This is a genomic window from Actinorhabdospora filicis, from assembly GCF_030269765.1.
GTDB lineage: Bacteria > Actinomycetota > Actinomycetes > Mycobacteriales > Micromonosporaceae > Actinorhabdospora > Actinorhabdospora filicis.
The window spans coordinates 758,156-779,708 of record NZ_BSTX01000002.1 but is presented as its reverse complement, the minus strand read 5'-3'; the positions used below and the strand labels follow the sequence as shown (position 1 = coordinate 779,708).

23 protein-coding genes are annotated in these 21,553 nt (G+C 72.5%); 12 read left to right on the top strand and 11 right to left on the bottom strand.

Annotated features, from left to right (window positions below; translation table 11 throughout):
* Positions 1–25: 25 nt before the first annotated feature.
* Both QSK10_RS16400 and QSK10_RS16395 read left to right on the top strand, forming a co-directional pair.
* A complete protein-coding gene (locus QSK10_RS16400; RefSeq protein WP_285663691.1) occupies positions 26–421 on the top strand; it encodes a DNA-binding protein in 396 nt (131 codons plus the stop codon).
* Complete coding sequence (locus tag QSK10_RS16395) at positions 418–1,062, top strand: transcriptional regulator (RefSeq protein ID WP_285663690.1); 645 nt, start codon at positions 418–420, stop codon at positions 1,060–1,062. The genes QSK10_RS16400 and QSK10_RS16395 overlap by 4 nt, the downstream gene beginning before the upstream one ends.
* A gap of 1 nt (position 1,063) precedes the next feature.
* Here the strand turns inward: QSK10_RS16395 and QSK10_RS16390 are convergent, their stop codons facing one another.
* From QSK10_RS16390 to QSK10_RS16380, 3 genes are all read right to left on the bottom strand, one after another.
* Positions 1,064–1,555: a hypothetical protein gene (locus tag QSK10_RS16390; protein ID WP_285663689.1), complete on the bottom strand. Its 492-nt coding sequence runs from the start codon at positions 1,553–1,555 to the stop codon at positions 1,064–1,066.
* Between the two features lie 166 nt (positions 1,556–1,721).
* Entirely contained in the window at positions 1,722–3,182 is a 1,461-nt protein-coding gene (locus QSK10_RS16385) for a hypothetical protein (RefSeq protein WP_285663688.1), read from the bottom strand.
* A 139-nt stretch (positions 3,183–3,321) separates the two neighbouring features.
* Positions 3,322–5,157, bottom strand: coding sequence for an eCIS core domain-containing protein (locus QSK10_RS16380; RefSeq protein ID WP_285663687.1), 1,836 nt, complete (start codon positions 5,155–5,157; stop codon positions 3,322–3,324).
* Between the two features lie 194 nt (positions 5,158–5,351).
* On the opposite strand from QSK10_RS16380, the gene QSK10_RS16375 reads away from it, so the two are divergent.
* Entirely contained in the window at positions 5,352–6,191 is an 840-nt protein-coding gene (locus QSK10_RS16375) for a helix-turn-helix domain-containing protein (RefSeq protein ID WP_285663686.1), read from the top strand.
* Positions 6,192–6,258: 67 nt separating this feature from the next.
* Positions 6,259–6,840: a dihydrofolate reductase family protein gene (locus QSK10_RS16370; RefSeq protein ID WP_285663685.1), complete on the top strand. Its 582-nt coding sequence runs from the start codon at positions 6,259–6,261 to the stop codon at positions 6,838–6,840.
* Positions 6,841–6,853: 13 nt separating this feature from the next.
* On the opposite strand, the gene QSK10_RS16365 is transcribed toward QSK10_RS16370, so the two are convergent.
* Positions 6,854–7,063: a hypothetical protein gene (locus tag QSK10_RS16365; RefSeq protein WP_285663684.1), complete on the bottom strand. Its 210-nt coding sequence runs from the start codon at positions 7,061–7,063 to the stop codon at positions 6,854–6,856.
* A gap of 56 nt (positions 7,064–7,119) precedes the next feature.
* Positions 7,120–7,950: a hypothetical protein gene (locus QSK10_RS16360; protein ID WP_285663683.1), complete on the bottom strand. Its 831-nt coding sequence runs from the start codon at positions 7,948–7,950 to the stop codon at positions 7,120–7,122.
* A 79-nt stretch (positions 7,951–8,029) separates the two neighbouring features.
* On the opposite strand from QSK10_RS16360, the gene QSK10_RS16355 reads away from it, so the two are divergent.
* Positions 8,030–9,172 carry a WS/DGAT domain-containing protein gene (locus QSK10_RS16355; RefSeq protein WP_285663682.1) on the top strand — a complete coding sequence of 381 codons (1,143 nt, stop codon included), beginning with the start codon at positions 8,030–8,032 and terminating at the stop codon, positions 9,170–9,172.
* On the opposite strand, the gene QSK10_RS16350 is transcribed toward QSK10_RS16355, so the two are convergent.
* Positions 9,148–9,735 (bottom strand): phosphatase PAP2 family protein, encoded by a 588-nt coding sequence (locus QSK10_RS16350; RefSeq protein WP_285663681.1) that lies wholly within the window; start codon positions 9,733–9,735, stop codon positions 9,148–9,150. The genes QSK10_RS16355 and QSK10_RS16350 overlap by 25 nt on opposite strands.
* Positions 9,736–9,748: 13 nt before the next feature.
* Here QSK10_RS16350 and QSK10_RS16345 point away from each other — a divergent pair, with 13 nt between their 5' ends.
* Both QSK10_RS16345 and QSK10_RS16340 read left to right on the top strand, forming a co-directional pair.
* Positions 9,749–11,053: an oxygenase MpaB family protein gene (locus QSK10_RS16345; RefSeq protein ID WP_285663679.1), complete on the top strand. Its 1,305-nt coding sequence runs from the start codon at positions 9,749–9,751 to the stop codon at positions 11,051–11,053.
* A gap of 187 nt (positions 11,054–11,240) precedes the next feature.
* Complete coding sequence (locus QSK10_RS16340) at positions 11,241–13,562, top strand: hypothetical protein (RefSeq protein WP_285663678.1); 2,322 nt, start codon at positions 11,241–11,243, stop codon at positions 13,560–13,562.
* A gap of 49 nt (positions 13,563–13,611) precedes the next feature.
* On the opposite strand, the gene QSK10_RS34300 is transcribed toward QSK10_RS16340, so the two are convergent.
* Positions 13,612–13,839 (bottom strand): CPCC family cysteine-rich protein, encoded by a 228-nt coding sequence (locus QSK10_RS34300; protein WP_432705334.1) that lies wholly within the window; start codon positions 13,837–13,839, stop codon positions 13,612–13,614.
* Positions 13,840–13,842: 3 nt separating this feature from the next.
* The gene (locus QSK10_RS16335) at positions 13,843–14,028 is read right to left on the bottom strand and encodes a hypothetical protein (RefSeq protein WP_285663677.1); all 186 of its coding nucleotides are present in this window, start codon (positions 14,026–14,028) and stop codon (positions 13,843–13,845) included.
* Between the two features lie 344 nt (positions 14,029–14,372).
* Between QSK10_RS16335 and QSK10_RS16330 the strand changes: the two genes are divergently transcribed.
* Positions 14,373–15,497: a serine hydrolase domain-containing protein gene (locus tag QSK10_RS16330; RefSeq protein WP_285663676.1), complete on the top strand. Its 1,125-nt coding sequence runs from the start codon at positions 14,373–14,375 to the stop codon at positions 15,495–15,497.
* Positions 15,498–15,557: 60 nt separating this feature from the next.
* Here QSK10_RS16330 and QSK10_RS16325 read toward each other — a convergent pair whose 3' ends face one another.
* The gene (locus QSK10_RS16325; RefSeq protein WP_285663675.1) at positions 15,558–15,734 is read right to left on the bottom strand and encodes a zinc-binding dehydrogenase; all 177 of its coding nucleotides are present in this window, start codon (positions 15,732–15,734) and stop codon (positions 15,558–15,560) included.
* 98 nt (positions 15,735–15,832) lie between these two features.
* On the opposite strand from QSK10_RS16325, the gene QSK10_RS16320 reads away from it, so the two are divergent.
* The 3 genes from QSK10_RS16320 to QSK10_RS16310 are packed head-to-tail and all read left to right on the top strand — an operon-like array spanning position 15,833 to position 19,276.
* On the top strand, positions 15,833–17,713 hold the full coding sequence (locus tag QSK10_RS16320) for a DEAD/DEAH box helicase (RefSeq protein WP_285663674.1): 1,881 nt from the start codon (positions 15,833–15,835) through the stop codon (positions 17,711–17,713).
* Positions 17,710–18,285, top strand: coding sequence for an SWIM zinc finger family protein (locus QSK10_RS16315; protein WP_285663673.1), 576 nt, complete (start codon positions 17,710–17,712; stop codon positions 18,283–18,285). The genes QSK10_RS16320 and QSK10_RS16315 overlap by 4 nt, the downstream gene beginning before the upstream one ends.
* Positions 18,286–18,319: 34 nt before the next feature.
* Complete coding sequence (locus QSK10_RS16310) at positions 18,320–19,276, top strand: hypothetical protein (protein WP_285663672.1); 957 nt, start codon at positions 18,320–18,322, stop codon at positions 19,274–19,276.
* A gap of 12 nt (positions 19,277–19,288) precedes the next feature.
* Here QSK10_RS16310 and QSK10_RS16305 read toward each other — a convergent pair whose 3' ends face one another.
* Together QSK10_RS16305 and QSK10_RS16300 are read right to left on the bottom strand one after the other, a co-directional pair.
* Positions 19,289–19,900, bottom strand: a complete 612-nt coding sequence (locus tag QSK10_RS16305; protein ID WP_285663671.1) for a TetR family transcriptional regulator — start codon at positions 19,898–19,900, stop codon at positions 19,289–19,291.
* Entirely contained in the window at positions 19,881–20,774 is an 894-nt protein-coding gene (locus tag QSK10_RS16300; RefSeq protein ID WP_285663670.1) for an enoyl-CoA hydratase/isomerase family protein, read from the bottom strand. Before QSK10_RS16300 ends, QSK10_RS16305 begins: the two co-directional genes overlap by 20 nt.
* 128 nt (positions 20,775–20,902) lie before the next feature.
* Here QSK10_RS16300 and QSK10_RS16295 point away from each other — a divergent pair, with 128 nt between their 5' ends.
* Entirely contained in the window at positions 20,903–21,511 is a 609-nt protein-coding gene (locus QSK10_RS16295; protein WP_285663669.1) for a DedA family protein, read from the top strand.
* Positions 21,512–21,553 lie beyond the last annotated feature (42 nt).

Here is a 21,553-nt window from a genome sequence, read left to right as displayed (position 1 = left end):
GTGTTGAGTGTGCAGGATGGGTCGCATGGAACGCAAGCAGGACCTCCGGGCGACCGGCGACGCCGATCACGCGCAGGCTCAACGCGAGCGCGAGGCGGTCGACCGGCTGCGCGCGCTGGGCGCCGATGAGCTGGAGCGGCGTCCATGGCGCCCGGCCCCCGCTCCGCAGACCGCCGTCGACCTGACCCAGTTCGCGCTGTGGCGCGCGGCCGACCTCACCCCGGAGGACCTCCTGGCCGCGCTCGCACTGCTGCCCGCCGCGCGGGCCGAGGTCGAGGGCGCCGAGATCGGCCTGCTGTTCAGCGCGCGCGGCGCCGGGCTGACCTGGGCGCAGATCGCCGAGGCGACCGGCTTCAACTCGCCCCAGGCCTGCCAGCAGTACTTCACCCGGCTCACCGCGCGCCAGGACGAGCGGCCGTGACCCGGCCGTCCCCGCCCGACCTGCGCACACTCCACGCCGTGCGGCTCCTCGGCTTCGCCGACGACCCCGCCATCGCCGTCCGTGCCGGGATCTCCCCCGCCGAGGCATCGAGCAACCTCCTCGACGCCGAGAGCCGGGGCTGGACGCAGCACATGGCCTTCGCCGACCTCCGGGGCTGGTCGCTCACCCAGGCCGGGAAGGCCGAGAACGAACGCCGCCTAGCGGAGGAACGCGCCGAGGCCGACCCCGGAGGCGAGATCGAAGCCGTCCACCGCGCGTTCCTGCCCCTCAACGCCCGGCTCCTGCGCGCCTGCACCGACTGGCAGCTCAAGCCCACGGCGGCCGACCGCTTCGCGCCCAACGACCACCGCGACCCCGCCTGGGACGACCGCGTGCTCGCCGAGCTGGCCGCGATCGGCGAGGCGCTGTCCCCTCTCAACGGCCGCCTCTCCCGGGTGCTGGCCCGCTTCGACGGCTACGACGTCCGCTTCCAGGCCGCCCTGCGGCGAGCCCGCGGTGGCCGCACCGAGTGGGTCGACAAGACCGACGTCGACTCCTGCCACCGCGTCTGGTTCCAGCTGCACGAGGACCTCATCGCGACCCTCGGCGTCGAGCGCGGCGCCGAGGGCACGACGGGCTAGTTCAGCCGATCCAGTAGAGGTCGTAGGGCCTCAAGGTGACCTGACAGGTCTTGAAGATGCTGGCGTCGAAGTACACGCGGACCATGACCGCGAAGGGACCGACGGTGTCGTAACCGATGTAGGGGGCCGGATCGGACTGGAACTGACCGGCGTGCCAGTAACTGTCCTCACGGGCGGCGGTGTCGTAGCCGATCCCCGACAGGCGCTTCCAGCTCCCGTCCACCCACTTCACCCGGGTCGCCTCGACACGGCTGTTACTGGCGTCGCCTCCGGCCGCCTCCATCACGTAGCCCCACTGCTGGACCTCGGTGTACTGGCCCGCCGTGGTCGGCTTGCCGTAGGTCTTGATCTCGGCGCGGAACTCCCGCCCGTCGACGAAGCAGGACTGCGCGGCGCGGTAGCGCACGTTGACCGCGTGTGCCGGGGACGTCGTCACCACGACGAGCGCGGTGGCGACGAAGAGTGCCGCGATTGCCTTCACCAGGCGATTCATTGCGTTCTCCTGACGGACTGATGTCGTGTTGCATGACAGGTACGCCAGCACGCGGTACCAGGTCCGCTCCCGGAGGCCGGCAGCCGTCAGCCTGCCCGGGCCTCGTTGATCCACATTGGACGCTGATCGAACGGCGGGTGAACGGGTGGGGTCGGGAAGAGGGATGTCACCGGGCCCGGGACAGGCCCGCCAGGACGAGGAGCCGCTCCATCTCGGCGATGGGAAGGGCGGGGTGGCTCGCCGCGGCCTCGGCGACGCTCTCCGCCGGGTCGCCCAGGAGGCGGGTGAGGGTCTCCGGTCGGAGGCCGGGATGGCTCGCGATGGCAAGGCGAACCCCGTCGTCGGAGTCGGCGGCGAGGGCATCGGCCAGGTGTGACGGCAGCTCGGGGTCGCGGGGCGTCAGTTGCCGCATGCGCGGGTCCGGGTCGTGGGCGAGCCTGCGCAGGACCTCCACCGGCAGGGCGAGCGTGTCGGCGGGACGCCACCGGGTCCTCTTCTGGGGGCGGTGGTCGCGATCGATGCGCTCGGCGGTCCCGGAATCGACCGGGATGGAGGAGTTGACGGCCATGGTGGTCCGGACGGCGGATTCCTCATCGGCGAGCAGCGCCGTGACGGCCCAGGCGGGGAGATCGCCGGACCGCGCGGCGGACGCGCGGAAGCAGGCGTAGGGGGAATCGACGTGCGGTAGCGGGTCGGCGGTGACCCAGGGGAGCCGCAGTCCCGCCAGCTCGTGGCGTGCGGCTTCGGCGCTCAGCCAGTCCATCAGCGCCTCATCGGAGGCATCGGGCGGTGATGGTGGCGTCTCGGCGGTGAGTCGTGTGTGGACGGTGGCCCGCAGGGCCTCGGGGGTGTCCCGCCGAGCGAAGATCGCGAGGGCGACGCCCGGGTCGCCATCGGTGGCGAGCAGGTCGCGGATCGGCGGCCGGAGCTCGGGGTGAGCCGCCACCGCCTTGCGCACGGCCGGGTCCGGGTCGGTTGCCAGCCGGTGCGCGACGTCGCCGTCAAGGGAGCAGTGACGGACGGCTCCCGCGCGGGTCACCGGATCGGCGAGGAGCGCCGGGACGAGATCGGCGGGCGGGACGGGATGGGGCAACCGCCGGTAATAGGTCGCGCAGGCGGCCGCGCGGACCTCATCGTCGGCGTCGGTGAGCAGGAGCCGCCGCACGGACTCCGGCGCCCGCGTCCACCATTGGGCGAGGGCCGCCCGGACCGACGGGTCGGGGTCCCGGGCGAGGCGGGCGCGCAGGTCGTCGGGGCCGTGCTCGTTTTCCGCGAGCCGCCGGCGCACCAGCGGATCGCCGTCATCGGCCAGCCGCTCGAACAGTCCATGCGGCCAGCGCTCGGCGGCCGTGGCCACCGCCGCGCGGATGCCCGGGTCGGCGTGCCCGGCGAGCGCGATGCGGAATCGGTCGGGAAGAGTGCGATTGAGCGCGAGCGAGTGGGTGAGCCAGAAGTCGTCCTCGGCGAGGATCCCGGCGATCATGTCGCCGCTCAGGTCCGGGCGCCCGGCCACGGAGCCGAAACCCTTGCGGTGGGCGAAGAGGCGGCGGATCAGGGCGGGCGGGAGGGCGGGGTTCCGGGCGAGTCCGTCGATGGTGCGGTCGAGGTGGATCGGGGCATCGGGCACGGCGGGGCCTTTCTCGAACCGGTATGAGTTCCTCGTGAACGGCCCACTGTGCGCGAGGACCATGTGGACCATGGTCCGGCCTGGCCCCGGGACCCACACCTCCCGCCCCGGGACCGGCCGACGCCACAGAACCCGGCCGCTACACCCGCTTCATCTTCACCACCCGGGCGAAGGCGTGCGCCAGCCCCTGGTGGTTGCCGCGGAAGCGGGCGGCGATGAGCGCGGCGTGCAGCGCCGCCCGCCAGCCGTCGACGCTGACGGCGTCCCCGGCGGTGCCGGCGGCCAGGTGCACGTTGGCGAACTGCAGGCCCTTCAGCGCCTCCAGCATCTCCTGGTGGGCGTCGGGTGCACCGGCCACCTGGTTGTGGTGCGTCTTGATCGTGTTCAGCACGGCACCGCCGTGCGTGGCCGTCGCGATCGCGTTGTAGCGGTCGTCGGGGGCCGACACGGCGAAGGTGATCGGGTTGGTGAAGCCGCGGGTGCCCGGCGAGACCGGCTCGTGCGTCGCGGGACCGGCGCCACCGGCGATGGCCTGCATGGGCGTGTTCGCCCACGTGTGGTGCCAGGAGCGGGCGCCACCGGCGGGCGGGTTCGTGTCGTACATCTGGAAGTAGTAGCGGGTGTCGGTCGCGGCGAGCGCGTCCTCGGCATTGCGGGCGTAGTTCTCCAGCGTGACCACGTCGGCGCCGTCCCTGGCGATCACGCCGCCGTAGTGGGAGGTCCAGCTGCGGGCGTGCGCGACCGTCTGCGGTCCGCCACCGGCGGCGACCTGGTAGAAGTCCTGGTAGGTCGGCGGGACGGCCGCGGGCGCGACGCCCGCCCCGAGGGCGGTGGCCAGCAGCGAGCAGGTCACGAAGCCCTCGCCGACGGCCGGGGCCGCGTACTCGTTGACCCCGTACTGCTGGAGGTCGGCGACGAACGCCGGGAGGGCGCCGCGCGAGCGCTGGGCGAATCCGACGGCGATGGCCCGCATGCTCGTCGCCCGGTTCACCGCGCTGGTGTCGTCGAGGTACGGGGGTTTGGGCGGGCTGAGGAGTTCGCGGGCGACGTGGTATTCGACCAGGGCGTGCGGGACGGGGTTCAGCGGCTGGAGGAACGACGGCTGCGGGCCAAGCGGGGCGGTCCCTCCGACGACGGCGTCGAAGAGCGAGTTGCAGGACTGCTCGGCCGTCATCGTCAGCCCGGCGGTGGCGGTGGCGACGTTGCGGGGTGTCACGCGCAGCAGGACCGCCGCCCCGTTGGTGATCCTGCGCTGGGCGGCGCCCGGCGGGTCGGTGGCCAGGCGGAAGTTGGAGTTGAGCAGGGTGAGCCTGAGGTTGGACTCGTCGACGATCGCCTGCGTGGCGTAGAAGACCTTCGGCTGGCGCTGGGTGGCGTCGGCGTCCTGGACGGCCATGTTCCCGTTGGCCGACAGGCGAAGCGTCACTCCCGCCGGGTTGGCCGACTCCAGGTTGACCGCGCCGCCGGGCTGGAGGAACGTGCCCGCGTTGGCCGCGGCCGCGCCGCCCTTGCGCTGGCTGATGAAGGAGTCCTGCGCGTTGGTGGGCGCGTTGTGGGCGCCGTTGACGACGGCCACGCCGAGCGCCGCCGCCTGTCCGACGGTGTAGTACTGCGTCGCGGGTGTCGGGCGCGCGCCCGTCCCGCGGGGGACGCCGACCGTCCGGCCCGCGGCGAAGACGCGTCCGGCGATGATCGCCTCGGCCTCCAGGGCGTCCTCGGCGCCGTGGCGCACTCGCCCGAAGCGCTGCTGGAGCACGTGGGCGATCTCGTGGGCGAGCACCTCACGGCCCGCCGGGCTCGACGGATCGTAGGCGCCGGGCGCGAAGTGGACGGTCTCGCCGCGCGTCATCGCGCGCGGGCCGTCGGCGGGGAGCGCGGACTCGCGGACGCGCACGTCGGCGAGGTCGGCGCCGAAGGCCTCCTCCAGCTCGACGCGGACGGATCGGGGCAGGGGACGAGCGGGGTGGTTCGTCACGTTTCTCTCCAAGGGTTCGGCGGCCACTTTCACTCAAGGTGAGCAGGTCGTCGCGCCCGGCGTCAGAGGCGTTCGGTCGCCAGCCCGAGTCCACAGGGGACGGAGAGCCTGCCCGTGGATCCACCCTTTCGCGCAGTTCGCCGGATCCGGGCGGCGCCCGCCGGCGCGGCACCGGCTCCGGCGATACTGGGGCCGTGGACTACGTGTCCAGAGTGCCGCGACCCCCGCTGGACGGGCTGATCGACGACCTCTACCACCTGGACGGCTCGCCGCCCTACGCCCGGCTGACGCTGCCGCCGATGCCGTCGGCGCTGCTGATCGTCAACCTCGGTGCGCCCTTCCGCATCCGCGCCGGTGCCGACATCGCGGCGGCCGACTACGCCGACGGCTGCGTGGTCACCACGCCGACCCGCGCGCTGGAGTTCGGCTACCCGCCCAGGACGCGGTCCGTCGGCGTGCACTTCAAGCCCTGGGGGCTGGCGCCGTTCCTGCCGATGCCCGCCGCCGAGCTGCGCGACCGTCCGGTGCCGGTGGAGCAGATCTGGGGGCGTCCCGCCGTCGCCGTGCTGCGGGACCGCCTGGCCACGTCCGGGGATCCGCACGACATGCTGACGCTGCTCGAAGACGAGCTGATGCGACGGCTCGGCGACACGTCCGGCCTGGGGCTGGTCGGCCATACGAGCCGCATCATCGCCGCGTCCGGCGGGACGGTGGCCATCGACGACCTGTGGGCCTCGGCCGGTGTCAGCAGCACTCACCTGGCACGGCGCTTCAAGGACCTCATCGGCGTCACGCCCAAACGCTTCGCCCGCACCTACCGCTTCGCCGCCACCATGCTCTCGATCGACCCCGCCGCACCGATCGACTGGGCCGCCCTCGCCCATGGCGCGGGCTACTTCGACCAGGCCCACTTCGGCCACGAGTTCCGGGCCTTCACCGGACTCACACCGACCCGGTACATCGAGATCCGGCGGCGGTTCCTGCGCGAACACCCCGGTCACATCCTGGACGGCTGGCCACTGCCGGCCGATTGATTTTCTACAAGAGCGACCGCCCGCCGCACCCTAATCTGAGGGCGTCCCCCCGAGTAGAGGAGCGCCCATGGGCAAGGTGGTCATGTACGGCACGGTGTCGGTCGACGGCTTCATCGCCGACGAGCACGACCAGCCCGGACCGCTCTTCGACTGGCTCCTCGGCGGCACCGTACCGCTGGACGGCAGTGGCGCGCTGAAGGTGTCACAAGCGTCCTACGACTACACCCGCCCGCACTGGGACCGGATCGGGGCCACCATCGTCGGCCGCCACGTCTTCGACATCACCGACGGCTGGGACGGCAAGCCCCCGGGCGGCGTGGACCACGTGGTCGTCGTGACGCACCGGCCGCAGCCTGCGGACTGGGACCCCGAGGCGCCGTTCCACTTCACCGACGGCGTCGAGGCGGCCATGGCCAAGGCGCAGGAGCTCGCAGGTGACCGCGTGGTCGAGGTCTCCGCCGGTGACGTCGGCGGCCAGCTGTTCGCCGCGGGCCTGATCGACGAGGTGCGCATGGACGTCGTGCCCGTGGTCCTCGGGTCCGGCAAGCGCTACTTCGGGCCGGTCGGCGCGCAGCACCTGCTGGAGGGGCCCGACGTGGTGGTTCAGGGCGAGCGGGTGCTTCACCTGTGCTTTCGGGTGCGCCGCTAGTCGCGGTACCGGCTCAGCGAGACCCGGCACCGTCGCGCAGGCCATGACAGTCGCAGGTCAGCAGGTTTACCCAAGCCGCGAGTTCGGCGTGCAGCACCTCGGCGTCCGGCAGCAGCGAGCGGAGCCGGTCGGCGGTGTCCGGCTCGGCGTGCGCGGTGAGCAGCCTGATCAGGGCGGCGAACTCCTTGCGCATCCAGAGCTTGATCGGGCGCGACCGGGCCATTCCGGCGACCCGGGCGTGGACCGCCTCGCGCAGTGCGGTGTCGAAGGGCAGCCGGCTCAGCGCATCGGCGAGCGGCGGCGCCCACCCGCCGGTGAGCGCCTCCGCCGCGAACGCCGGCCAGCCCGGGTGGTCGATGCGGGCGAGCACGTGCAGGATCCGCTGCCGCTCGGGGTGGCCCGCGGCCACGTCGGCGGCGAGCCGATCGGCGCAGAGCCGGCGAGCGCGGCGTCACCCCGGTCGCCGAGGTAGTCGATCAGCCGCCGGAATCCACAGTCCTCGGTCAGCAGCCACGGATCGGGGTGGGCGAGCCGGGCCCGGATGAACGCCGCGTAGACGGCGTCGGTGGCGGGTATGCCGATCGTGCTCATCGCCGCCACCGCCGCGGCCTGGGTGATCGGCGGCCGGTCCGGGGCGAGCAGCCCGGTCAGCCAGTCGGCGGCGGCCGGGTCGAGGCGGGCGGCCGATGCGATGAGAGGCGCCCGCAGCAGCGGATCGGTCACGTCCCCGGCCGCTCGCCGTACTCGTGCCGACAGTTCGGGGTCGGGGTGGCAGTATCCGAGCAGCACCGCCGCCTCGCGCGGGATGTCTCCTGAATCGCCGGTAAGGTCGCGGACGGCCAGGTCGAGCAGCGTGTCCGCTCTCGTGGTGAGGGCGTCGGCGATCGCGGTGGGCTCGGCCCCGGGGTGCGAGGCGAGTTCGACGAGCGTGGACATGATCAGCGGCTCGGCCAGGCGTGGATCGGCCACCCAGTCGATGACGGGACCGATGACGGCCACCGCCTCGGGATGCAGGCGGTCTCGAAAGAGGACCGTGTCCAGCCGCTCCGAGTCGGCGCGGCCGAGGGCGACGTCGTCCAGGAGGCCGGGCAGGTTCTCGTCGTCGGGCACGGCTGGAGTGTACGTGCGGCACCGGACGGGCCCGGCGTGCTGCCACGGCCCCTCCCCCTCCCCTCGGTAGCCTTCCGCCATGCCCTCCACCCCGCTCCCCCTCAGCCCCGTCGACGCGCTGTTCGCGGTGGCGGGGCGGGCCGAGGCCCAGTTCTGCGTGGTGGCGCGCATGGAGGGCCCGCGTCCGTCGCGTGAGGACCTGGTGGCGCTCGTCGACGAGCGCTGGGGCGACGCCGGGCGGCTGCGCCTGGTGCTGCGGGGCCGCCGCTGGCACGACTCCGGGGAGGGCTCACTGGAGCAGCATGTCCACCTGGGATCCGAGGATGCCAGGCCGGACGCGGTCGCCGCGCTCCTGGATGCGCCACTCGCCGAGGAGCGGCCGCGCTGGCGGCTGGTCGTCCTCGGCGGCGCCGGCGACTGGTCGCTGGTGCTCGTCGTGCACCACACGCTGCTGGACGGGCTGTCCGCGCGGGCGCTGCTGATCCGGCTGCTGTCGCGGGATCTCGGCGACGTCCCCACCACGACGACGATCGCCACGACCGGTGTCGTGGCCGCGCTGCGGTACGGCCTGGGCGCCGTCGCCCGCCGCCCGGTCGCGCACCGGCCGGTGCGGCGGCGGCACCTGGCGCTGGCGCGGGTGCCGCTGTCGGCGCTGCGGCGCCCGTCGGCCACGGTCAACGACGTCTTCCTCGCCGCCGTGGCCGGTGCGCTCGGGGACGGCGGGTCGCGCTGGGCGCGGGTGCTGGTCCCGGTGAACGTGCGCGCCTGCGCCGAGCTGGGCAACCGGGTGCTGCCGCTGGAGATCCGGCTGCCCGTGGAGACGGGCGATCCGGCGCGGCGGCTCGCCGAGGTCGCGCGGCTGACGGCACCGGACGTCCGGGCCCGCGCCGTGGCGGGCGCGGAGCGGGCGATGCGCTGGACGCTGCGCGCCGGTCGCCTCGCGTTGCGGCTCGCCGAGTACATGGGCATGACCCGCAACGCGATGACCTGCTCCAGCATGCGCCCGCTGCCGCCCGGGCTGCGCCTGGGCGCGGCGCGGGTAGTGGAGGCGTACTTCACCACGGTGCACCGGCGGGGGCTGGCGGTGGCGCTCACCGGGGCCAGCGAGGACATGACGGTCAGCGTCGTCGCCGACGTCGCGCTAGCGCCGCTGGCCGAGCGCCTGGCGTCCGGGATCGCCGCGGAGCTCACCGGCGCTCAGAACCGCGCGGCCAGCGGGTAGAGGCCACCGATGGCGCCGAGCAGGGCTCCGATGAGGACCTGGCGGGGCGTGTGGGCGCCGAGACGGACCCGCGACCAGCACACCGCCACCGCGACCAGCCACAAGGGACCGGTGACGATGCCGTAGAAGGCGGTCAGGATCGCCGCCGACCCGGCCGCGACGGCCGCGTGCACCGACACCTTCCAGCGCGCGGTGATCGCCAGGCACACGACCGCCGAGACGAGCATCGCCACCGTGACGGCGACCATCGGCGGCGGCGCGCCGCCCAGGGCCAGGACCGCGCAGAGGGCGCCCGCCACGACCACGGCCGCGATCATCGGCACGTACCGCTCGGTGCGGTCGCCGATGTGGTGGCCGGAGCGGATGGTGCCCCGCCGGACTCCCCGCACGACGATGGCCATCGGGACGCCGGCGGCGGCGAAGGCGATCAGCGCCGCCCAGCCCACGCCCGTCCAGAATCCGGGGACACTGTGGAGGGCGACGGCGAAGGGCACGCCCAGGCACCACACCCACGGCGCGCAGACCTCGGTGATGACACGGGCCGCGATGGGCGGGCTTGCCATAGAATCAGCGGACATGAGGTCTGAGGTTACGAAACGCTACATCGGACAGTGGCGCTTTCTCCTCGCCATGCCGCGGGCGATATTTCTTCAGGCCGCCCATCCGCAGATCGGCGCGGCGGTCATGGAGTACTCCAGCTTCCGGCCGCACCTGTGGCGGCGGTTCCAGAACACCCTGCTCAGCCTCCTCAAGTTCACCTACGGCACCGACGAGGAGCGGACGGCCGAGATCGCGCGGCTGGAGCGGATGCACTCGCGGATGACCGGCGTCGACGCCGAAGGACGCCCGTACAGCGCCGCCGATCCCGGCGGGCGGGTCTGGGTGCTGCTGACGCTGTTCGACGCGGTGGTCACCCTCGGCGAGCTGTCGGGCGAGCCGGTCCCGGAGGCCGATCAGGAGCTGATGTACGCGGAGTTCTGCGAACTCGCCGGTGACTTCGGCGTCCCCGGCGGCGCCGTCCCGCCCGACCTGGCGGCCTTCCGCGTCTACTTCGCCGAGATGGTCGACCACGAGGTGGAGCTGACCGAGGCCGCGCGGATCATCCTGGACGACTTCTTCGGCCAGGCGCCGCGCCCGGCGCTGTTCGACCGCGTCGCGCCACTGTGGAGCCTGCTGCGCGCCGTCCTGAACGAGCCGGCGAACCTGATGCTGCGCGGTGTGCTGCCCACGTCCTTCCGCCGCCGCTTCGGCATCGCGCTCCCCTGGTACGCCGACCTCGCCGCCCGCGGCGTCTTCCAGCTGACGGCCGTGGCCACCCAGGTCCTCCCGGCCGCGTGGGGATTCATGCCCTACGCCCGCGCCCGCCTCGGGCTGGACGCGCCCCGCCGCCGCACCCCCGGCTTCTTCACCGAGGTGCTCGACCAGACCGGCAACGGCTTCGTCACCCGCCACGACTTCCTGGCCATGGCCCGCCAGATCGCCGCCCAGTTCGACACCGACCCCGACCGCGAGGACGAACTGCACACCGCCTTCGAGGACTGGTGGCAGCGGCTGGCCGCCTCGGCCGACATCGACGGGGACGGCCAGATCGCCTTCCACGAGTGGAAGGCGGCCGCAGGGGCCGCCGACGGCGTGGACCGCGTCCTGCACGCGATCTTCGACGCCGCCGACACCAGCGGGAACGGCGCGATCTCCGCCGAGGAGTTCGGCCGCCTCTTCGGCGGCCGCGCCACCGCGTCCACGATCGCGGCCACCCTCGCCGAGATCGACCTCGACGCCGACGGCCAGATCACCAGGGCCGAGTTCCACACCGCGTTGCGCGCGTTCTTCCTCGACATCCGCGACAACGCGCTCGGACGCAGCATGCTCGCCGAGACGTGACGCCGGGGCGGCTGAACGTACGCGAAATCCGACAGACCGGTACCAATGGCGCGCCGCTGGAAGGTCCCTTCACGGTGCACGGCACAAGGAGGACCCGTTGGATCCCCGACCCCCTCGGCAGCCGCGTCCACCATGGCCGACACCGCCTCCCCCGGTCCCCATGGCACCCGCACCCCGGCCATGGCCTGTGCCGCCTCCGCCCGCCCGGCCCGCCGATCCCCCGAGCATCCGGCTGACGCGCTGGCACGCCCTCGCGGTCGTCGCGGTCCTGCTCGCCTGCACCGGGCTCACCGGCCTGATCGCCTGGCAGCCGTGGCGGCCGACCGCGCAACTCGTCGCGGGCGCCGCCGACCTCCTCGGGACCGCCCCGGCCTTAAGGCTGCGGTACCTCTACGCCGATCCGAGCGGCGAGGAGGTGTCCGGCGCCTTCACCGTCACCGCCGACGGCTTCGCCTCCGGGACGGTCGAGGATCCCGGCCCGGGCACCTCCTCGCTCGTGGCCACCCCCGACGGCTCGGCCGTCTACGGTGACGCCGACTGGTGGCTGCGCCGCGCGCCCGACCGGGTCAGCCGCGTCCAGGACCACTGGGTCCAGCCGGATGCGGCTGAGGCGTTCCCGCTCGACGTGCCGTCCGCGCTGAGTCCCGCCGCGGTGGCCGACCTGGTCCGCGCGGTCTCCAGGGACGGTGACGTCGTCGGCGACACGATCGTGGACGGCGTCGCGGTCAGCGTCATCGCCTCCGGCGACTGGGAACTGCAGCTGACCCGCGACGCGCCGGTGCGCGTGGTGTCGCTGGCCGGGCCGATCGAGTCCGGCGGCCTGCACCCCTCGGCGGCCACCGGACCCGGCGCGGCCATCGTCCCGATCGGCCTCAAGCACGCCCAGGACGCTCCCGGCGGCGGTTCCATCGCGCTGACACCCGAGCCCTCCGACGAGAACAACGCCGCCCGGACCCGAGCCGACTCCTCGGACACCATGCGGGGCAAGGGCACCACGCCCCCGGGCATGGCCGCGTCCCCGGCTCAGCCCGGCGAGGCTCCCCCGAAGACCGCCGAGCTGCCGCCCCAGCAGCCCAGATTCGAAACCGAACTCAACGCCAGCGACTGCGACACCCCGACCTGCTCGTGGTCGGTGACCACCACCAACACCGGCAACGCGCCCGGCACCGGCACCGCCTACTCCGGCGCCATCCCCGTGATGCCACCGATCTCCCGGCCGATCGGGCGACTGGAACCCGGCGCGAGCGTCACCTCGGTGTTCAGCGCGGCGAACCCGGCCCCGCCGGGCGGGACCATCAACGTGACGGTCATCGCCGGAGCGTTCTGCCAGGAGCTCTACGGCGCCGATTCCAAGCCGTACGAACGCCTCCTGGGCAAGGGCGTCGACCCCGCCAAGGCCGTCCCGAGCCTGGACAAGGCCTTCATCCCGGCCGCGGTCGCGGCCATGAACAGGATGCTCGACGAAGGCGCCGACCCGGCCGCCGTCAAGGACGCCATGGCGAAGGTGGACGAGTACCACCTGCAGCCCGCGCTGCTCCACCTCAACTCCGCCGGTGACGCCTTCCACGGCCTCGGCGCCACCACCCAGGGCCTGGCGGCGGCCAGGACCCACGAGGAGGCGATGCGCGTCGTCGACGCCATCGACTTCGCCCGCGACCTCCTCGACAGGTCCCCCGGCGGCAAGGTCAGCCTGACCGCGCCGAAGGACGCGAATGGCAAGGAGTGGACCGCCGACGTCACGTCCGGCGAGGACGCCTACCGCTACATCCTCACCACCGCCACGACCGCCGCCGAGCTGGTCACGGTCCTCAACGACGCGACCGCCCTGCTCTCACCCGACGCCAACGGAACCGTGCGGATCAGGGTCGAACGCGCCTGGGGCGAGCACGCCGACTCGCTCTGGAACGAGGACGTCGCGGGCCTGCAAAGCCTGCTCCACCAGAAGAACGGCGGCATCAACGCCTGCCGTGACGGCGGCGGCGGCCTCGACACACTCATCATCTCCAACAGGCTCGGCGACCATTCGCTGACCCCGGCCGACTTCTGCACCCCCGAGTCCGACCCCGCGAAGCTGAAAACCCCGCGCCACAACAAAGCCCGCGACAGGGTCACCGAGTTCCTCAAAGAACGGCTCAAACTCAGCGGCCGCAGCGGAACCGTCGGCGAGCGCGAGCTGATCGTGCCCAGCGGCAGCAAGAACGGCACCGGCAACAACGGCTACGTCGACGACTGGATGCTCGATGAGAACGGCGTCCTGCACATCTGGGAGGTGAAGTCCAGGGACGAGGCGTACAAGGCGCCCGGTGAGCTCCAGTGGTACCGGCAGAAACTGCTGGAGACGGGCGAGTACGCCGACGTCGTCCTCGGCTTCCCGCTCGGTGAGGTGCTGGTGGAGCCCGGCGTCCTGCCGTCGGAGACCCTCGAGATCAAGGACTGGGACGGGACGCGCAGCGGCAACCCGACGGGCGAGGATCCCCTGGCGGTGATCGTGTATCGGCCGGTGCAGTGACCGGACGCGAGGCGGCGGGGTCCATCACCGTGCACATCGCCCCTGCGGGTCAGGCCTCTTCCCACCAGCCCCGGCCGTCCGGGTGCCGCCACCAACCGGGCCAGCGCAACTGGACCCCGTCGTCCTCCCAGAAGCACACACGGCAGATGTCGTGCAGGCCCGGAGGCGAGTCCATCGTCAGGTGGCCACAGCACACACACGGAAACTTCACGGACACGCCGACGATCGTGACACGCCCGAGGACCGCCGGGCGAACCCTGCGATGCTCAGCGAGCATCAGTTAGCAGCCGCTGGAGACCACCGCGCAGCCGAGATTCTTGTTGGCGCAGATGTCGCGAACGCACTCGATCCACTTGGTGCCCGCGCAGTAGCTGCGGTAGACGACCTCACACGGACGGGCGTGGGCCACGGCCTTGGGGACCACGCGACCGAGCAGGCGGTCGCCGATCTTGCCGAGTAGTTTCACGGGTTCTCCTTGTCGTCGATGCCGCCGGGTTGCGGCATCCCGAACCTAAGATCGGCTTCCCTTTGCGTGACATATGCCGATTGGCATATTCCGCCCGATCGGCGGTGGCCCGGGTAGGCCGATCGGTACCCGCGGCGGCCCGCCCGAGTGCGTCCACAGAGGTCGGTGGCCTGGCACCGGGAGAGTCCGCGGCGATGGCCGTAGCACGTGACATCGATCTCCCCTGCCGTTTCAGCTCCGGCCGTCCGCCCTGGTCAGGGCCTCATCTCGGCGGTACCTCAGGGACAGGCCTTAAGGGATCACCCCCTTCCACCGTCCGCATTGGACACCGAGACTCGGTGGACATGAAACTGCAACGCATCGGGGTAGTGGTCCTCGCCCTGGCCCTCGTCACGTCCGTGGCCGCCCCCGTGAGCGCCGCCCCTTCCGCCGGATCCCTGCGCGATGAGATCGACGCCGTCGTCGCCGATGGCGCGCCCTCGTCCACCCTGGAGTTCCGGGACGGCTCGCGCGTCGAGCGCCTGGCCAGTGGCGTCGTCGAGCTCGGCCGTTCGCGGCCGGCTCCCGTCGACGGCAGGTTCCGCATCGGCAGCGTCACGAAGACGTTCACGTCCACCGTGGCCCTGCAGCTGGTCGGTGAGGGCCGTATCTCGCTCGACGACAGCGTCGAGCGGTGGTTGCCGGGGACGGTGCCGAACGGCGGGAACATCACGCTGCGGCAGCTGCTGAACCACACCAGCGGTCTCTACAACTACACCGACGACACTCTCGTCACGCCCGAGCAGGTCGTGCGCGATCGTTACAAGCGCTGGACGCCGCGGCAGCTGGTCACGCTGGCCACCAGCCGCGACCCGCTGTTCCCGCCCGGGACGGCGTGGTCGTACTCCAACACCAACTACGTGCTGATCGGGCTGGTGATCGAGCGGGTGACCGGCCGGTCGCTGGGGGCCGAGATCGATCGCCGCATCGTCGGCCCGCTCGGGCTGTGGGACACCGAGGTGCCGGGGAACTCGGTGTGGATCACCGGTCCGCACGCTCACGGGTATGTGCAGGTGGACGGCGCGCCGGTCGACATCACCGCGATGAACGTCTCGTCGTCCTATGCCGTCGGTGACATCATCTCCACCACCCGCGACCTGAACACGTTCTACGCGGCCCTGCTCGGTGGGCGGCTCCTCAAGCCCGCGCAGCTGGCGGCGATGAAGACCACGGCCTTCGACTCCGGTTACGGCCTGGGCCTGAGCAAGGTCGCGCTGCCCTGTGGCGCGGAGATCTGGGGTCACACCGGTGGCATCCCGGGTTACCTGACCTTCTCCTTCCACCAGCCCGAGACGGGCCGCTACTTCAGCCTTTCGGCCACCACGTACGCGGTGGTGCCCGACGTGGCGTTGTTCAACGCGCTGACGGCGGCGTTCTGCCCGGCGGGAACCCCGGCCGGGTCCTCCGACCGGCTGCCGGCGATCGTCTAGCCACGCCAAAGACGGAGGGCGAGCATCCGGAGGGTGCTCGCCCGTCGGGCGTCCACGAGGTCACATCTCCGCGACGACCTTGCCCTTGGCGCGGCCCTCCTCCAGGTGGGCCAGGGCGTCGCCGACCCGCTCGAACGGGAAGACGCGGTCGGTGACCGGTTTCGGCGTCGGTGAAGCCGAGCTTGCCGGGCATCCGCGCCACCAGGTCCTGTGGGAAGACGGGCTCCAAAGACACACCTCCCCGCCTCCCGGCAAGGCATCATGAAGATCCTCACTCCATTGGCGTACGGCGTACGAGGCCGGTTACCCTTCCGTCCCGACGAAAGGACCGGCACTTGCCCCGTACTCCCGCGCCAACCCACCGACTCCAGGCCGTCTTCGTCCCCGACAGGCGGCGCATCGCCTGGTGGGGACCCGACCAGCCCGACGAGCACGCCCGCAAGAGAGGCCTGCCCGAAGGCGTCCCCGGACGCATCGAGCTCGCGCACGGGACCGTCCCGGCCCGCCTCGTCCCGCTCACGCAGGCGGTACCGGCGCTGGCGGGACTGGCGGTGGGCAAGCAGCTGTCGGACTCGCTGCTGGCCTGGCGGGCGGCGGCCATCGCCGCGCTCGGCGACCCGGCCCGCCTGGAGGCCCTCGCGGGCATGATGCCCCCGGCCGCCCACGCCGTCCGCCTCGGCGCCGACCGGGTCTGGACGGCCGCCGAGCTCCTGTCGGCCTTCCGGAGCGCGGTGCACGACGCCTACTCCACCGCCGACGCCTCTGCCGCCGAGCTGCTCGCCGCCCGCGAGAGCGAGGCCGCCGAGGCGCCCGTCGAGGCGGTCCTGCGGCCCTACCAGCGCCAGGGCCTGTCGTGGCTGAGCGCGCTCGCCCGCAACGGCGCCGGCGGCGTCCTCGCCGATGACATGGGCCTGGGCAAGACGCTGCAGACGATCGCGCTGCTGGCCATGACGCCGGGGCCGCACCTGGTGATCTGCCCGACCTCGGTGGTCGGCAACTGGGCGCGCGAGCTGGCGCGCTTCGCCCCGGAGCTCGAAGTGGCCCGCTACCACGGGCCCAGGCGCGACAGCGCGTCCTTCGCGAGCGCCGACGTGGTGGTCAGCAGCTACAGCCTCCTGCTGCGCGACGCCGAGGAGCTGTCGGCGATCGACTGGGGCGTGGCCGTGCTGGACGAGGCGCAGCAGATCAAGAACCCCGACTCGCGCACCGCGCTGGCCGCCCGGCGGCTGTCGGCCCGCACCCGCCTGGCCCTGACGGGCACGCCGGTGGAGAACCGGCTGAGCGAGCTGTGGTCCATCATGGACTTCGCCAGCCCCGGCCTGCTCGGCACGCGCAAGCGCTTCACCAAGCGCTTCGCCGAGCCGGTGGAGAACCGCGGCGACGCCGCCGCCGGGCTCCGCCTCCGCGACCTGGTGGCCCCGCATCTGCTGCGGCGCCTGAAGAAGGACGTCGCCACCGACCTGCCCGACAAGATGGAGACCACCGTCGCCTGCACCCTCACCGGCGAGCAGGCCCGCCTCTACCGCCGCGCGGTCACCGAGGCCTTCGACGGCGGCCTCGGCGACGGCTTCGAGCGGCACGGCCGCGTCCTGGCGCTGCTGACCAAGCTCAAGCAGATCTGCAACCACCCCGCCCAGTACCTGAAAGAAGAGTCACCGGTCCTCAGTGGACGCTCGGGCAAGCTCGACCGGGTCACCGAGATCCTCGGCGAGGTCGTCGACTCCGGCGAGCGCGCCCTGGTCTTCACCCAGTACCGGGCGATGGGTGAGCTGCTGGCCGGGCACCTGGCGGCCGAGCTGGGGCTGGCGGGTGTCCCGTTCCTGCACGGCGGTGTTTCGGCCGCCGGGCGTGAGGCGATGGTCGACGGTTTCCAGGACGGCTCGGCGCCGCCGGTGCTGCTGGTCAGTCTCAAGGCCGGTGGGACGGGTCTCAACCTGACCGCCGCCACGCACGTCCTGCACTTCGACCGGTGGTGGAATCCGGCGGTGGAGGATCAGGCCACCGACCGTGCCCACCGCATCGGGCAGACCCGTCGCGTGGAGGTCCACAAGCTGGTCACCGGCGGGACCCTGGAGGAGCGGGTGGCCGAGCTCCTGGACCGCAAGCGCGCGCTCGCCGAGGCGATCGTGGGCACCGGCGAGGACTGGATCGGCAAGCTGGACGACGCGGGCCTGCGCGCGCTGGTGGAGCTCTCGGACGCGGAGGTGGGCGAGTGACCTGGTGGAGCAAGCGCTGGCCGCGCGCCCTGGAGGCCCTCGGACTGTCCTACCCGGACAACCGGCTCGTCCGCGCCCGCGCGCTGATCCGCGGTGGCGCGGTCGATGACCTGCTGGTCTCCCCCGGTGAGATCACCGCGTGGGTGGACTACCCGCGCAAGACCTTCGGGGTGAGCCTGCGCGTCCCGGTGCTCGATGAGGCGGCGTGGGCGGCGGAGTCGGGGCGGATCGCGGCCCGTGTCGGCAGTCTGGCGGCGTTGCTGGACGATCGGCTGCCGGAGGACATGCTGTCGCTGTTCCCGGGTGAGGGTGAGCTGGCGGTGGAGTGCCCGTGCGGGCGCGGGTTGTGCGTGCACGTGGTGGTGGTCCACCTGGCCTTCGCCGACCTGTTCGAGGAGGACCCGTTCCTGCTGCCGCTGCTGCGCGGGCGTGGGCGGGAGGAGCTGCTGGCGGGTGTCCGGGCGGCGATGCCGCCGGTGCCGGAGGCGGGTCCGCCGGTGGGCGTCGCGGTGGGCGATGTGGACGTGGCGGGGTTCTTCGACGGTGACCGGGAGGGTCTGTCGGCCTGGTGAGGGGTGTCGGTCCCCATGGCTAGGCTGTCGCGCCATGGGCAGCCGAGTGCACTACATCCTGATCGCCGACGGCCGCCGCACCCTCTTCACGCGGGGCGGCGGCAGCGGTTACGGCTTCGACGTCGACTTCGCGGTGGGACCGGACGTGGTGTTCCGCTGGCTGGCGGTGCTCGACGCCGACGGCCGCTTCAGCGAACCGCTGCCGGAGGCGGATGCCGATCACCATGTGTGGCTCGGTGACCTGTCGTGCGAGGGCGCGATCCTGATCGACGCCGACCGCCGGGAGCTGCTGCTGTACTGGTCCCACGCCGGAACCGCCTACCGCGTGGCGATGCTCGACGGGTACGCGCGGACCTGGCCGGGCTGGCGGATCGAGTGGGCCTTCGACGGCCTCGGCGATCTCCTCGCCCGCATCGGTCACGGCCCGGCCGCCGTCCGCGATGAGCTCTGGTCCGCCGATGCCGTCGACCGGGACGCCCCTGAGCCCGGCGAGCGCTTCGTGGTGAGCCGGGCGGGCGGTGGCGTCCATGGGCTGGGCGGTGACAGCCGTGAGCCCTGGTGGTACGGGGTCTCGCTGCTCGACCGCCTGCCCGGGGCGCACTCGGCGGCGGCCTGGGGTGAGATGCCCGATGGCGGGATGCATCTCGATGAGGCGGCCCGTACCGCGGTGGTCTGGTCGGCGCTTCCGCTGCGGGGTCTGCGTGATGCGTGGGAGCGGCTGTGGCCGGGCTGGCGCCTGGAGCTGCGGGGAGCCGATGTGGACGCCCAGATCGCGCTGTGCGGGGGCTTGTTCGCGCCTCCGCCGATCGATCTGCCGCGCGAGCTCAAAGACCTGGTGAAGCGGGTCGTCCGCGACTGGCCGATCGAGTCGGTGTTGCGCGAGCGGGGGGTGGACATCGAGTTCCTGCGTGAGATCTTCTCCCACTACTTCGAGGCCGGCTTCACCGTGCCCGAGAGGGATCGTGCGGTCTCGCTGCTCCTCGGTGGCTGACCGGGCCGTGCCTCACGGCGCCAGCCCGGTCCGCAACCGCCCCAGCCCGGCGTCCAGCAGCGCCAGGTGCCGGCGGATGAACCCCTCGGCGACGTCGTCGGCGCCGGCCGTCCACACCGCGATCGCCACGCCGACGATGGCGCCGGACAGCGCCAGGACCTCGACGTCGTCGGTGGGACGGCCGTAGCGGCGGGCGAGGGCCTCGCCGAGCATGGGGATGGCCTGCGCCATGTGGCCCGGTACCCGTGCGCGCAGTTCGGGGACGGTGCGCAGCAGGCGCTCGCGCCGCTCGTTCTGCGTCCAGCCCGCCTCGGGCGCGGTGTCGTAGAGGCCGGTGATGGCCTCGCGCAGCCGGTCGACGGGGTCGCCGTCGGTGGGGAGGCCGTCGAGGGCCGCGAGGACGGTGAGGTCGCCGATGTCGTGGAGGACGAGGTCGGCCTTGGCCGGGAAGTAGCGGAAGAAGGTGGCGCGGGAGACCTCCACGGCGTCGGCGATCTCCTCGACCGTGGTGGCCTCGTAGCCCTGTTCGGCGAACAGGCGCAGGGCCTCGCGCTGGATGGCGGCCTTGGTGCGGGCCTTCTTGCGGTTGCGAAGGGTGTCGGCCTCAGGCTTCGCCGTGGTCATGGTCGTCATCCTCCGGCGGGGTCGGTACGACGTCCTGGAAGCGCGTCGCCATCTCGCGGAGCCTATCCAGCCGTCCGGCCTCGCCCATGGTCATCCCCCACAACTGGTGGGCGGCGTGGAAGCCGAAGTCGTCGACGAGGGCCTGTTTCCAGGGGCGTACGGCGATGGCGTGGGTCATGCGGCGGGCGAAGCGGGAGCGTTCCATCATCATCCCGGCGATCTCCCAGGCGCGTGGGAGCAGGTCCTGGCGGGGCAGGACCTCGTTGACCAGGCCGAGTTCGAGTGCGGCCGGGCCGTTGATGGGCGCGCCGGTGTACATGTAGTACGCGGCGCGTTTGACGCCGATGGTCTTCTGGAGGGTGAGTCCCATGCCGTCGCCGGGTACGCCGCCGGCGAGGAAGTGCGGGTCGAAGAAGTCGGCGTCCTCGACGCAGAGGGTGATGTCGCAGGCGGTGGCGAACTCGCAGTGGGTTCCGGGTCCGTTGATCGCGGCGATGGTGGGGATGTCGATGGCGTGGACCAGGTTCTCCAGGAGCTTGGTCATGTCGTGGTACATCTTCAGCTGGCTGTCGGGCGACCATGCGGCGAAGGGTGTGTGCCACAGCTTGGACGGGTCGCCGCCGTGCCAGCGGTCGCCGGTGCCGGTCAGGATGAGGACCTCGTTATCGGGGTCGGCGCCGATGGCCGCCCAGGCCTGCCCCCAGGCGTTGTGTGCGGCCCAGCTGTGCTGGAAGGGCCCGCCGTCGGTGTGCATGCGGACCTCGATGATCCCGTCGCGCCTGGTCATGGCGAGGAACTCGGCGAAGGTCCGCGAGTAGTCCTCGAAGCGCGGTGTGCCGACGTGTGCGTCCCAGCTGGACAGTTTCTCCGGCATGACGCCCTCCCTGTTTTGAGTCGAGTCTCAGTTGAGATGCGTCTCACTTTAGCCTCGGGATCATGCCTGTCAAGCACTAGCCTGAGATGCATCTCATTTGAGAGCCATCTCATATTAGGAGCGTGCTCGTGGCCGCAGACCTGCTCGATCTGGCGCGGAGCCTGGTGAGCTCGCCCTGGATCCACCTGATCCTCTTCGCGATCACCGCCCTGGACGCCGTGCTGCCGCTGGTGCCCAGCGAGAGCGTCGTGATCGTCGTGGGCGCCTATGCCGCCGGTGGCCGGCCGAACCTGGTCCTCGCCGTCATCGCCACCGCGCTGGGCGCCCTCGGCGGCGACTACGCGTCCTACTGGATCGGGCGCGGACTGGGCGGGCGCGCCTACCGGCGCATGAGGCCCGGGACGCGGCGCCGCGCCGCCCTCGACCGCGCGGCCGCCGAGCTCGACCGGCGGGGCGGCGCCATCCTCATCCTCAGCCGCTACGTGCCGGGCCTGCGCAACGTCACCACGCTGGCGGCGGGCGTGGTCGGCTATCCGCAGGGCCGGTTCCTGTTCTTCAAGGCGATCGCGGCGGCCACCTCGGCGCCGATCGGGATCCTCCTGGGCTACCTGGGCGGCGTCGCCGCCCAGGACCACCCGCTCATCGGCATGGCGATCGGGCTCGGGCTGGCCATCGTCATCAGCGTCGTCATCGAGCGGCTGCACGCGCGCTCCGCCCGCGCGAAGACGCCGGAGTGAGGGTGGCCTCCCCCAGGCCGCGCGCCTCGGGTGCCCCGGGCC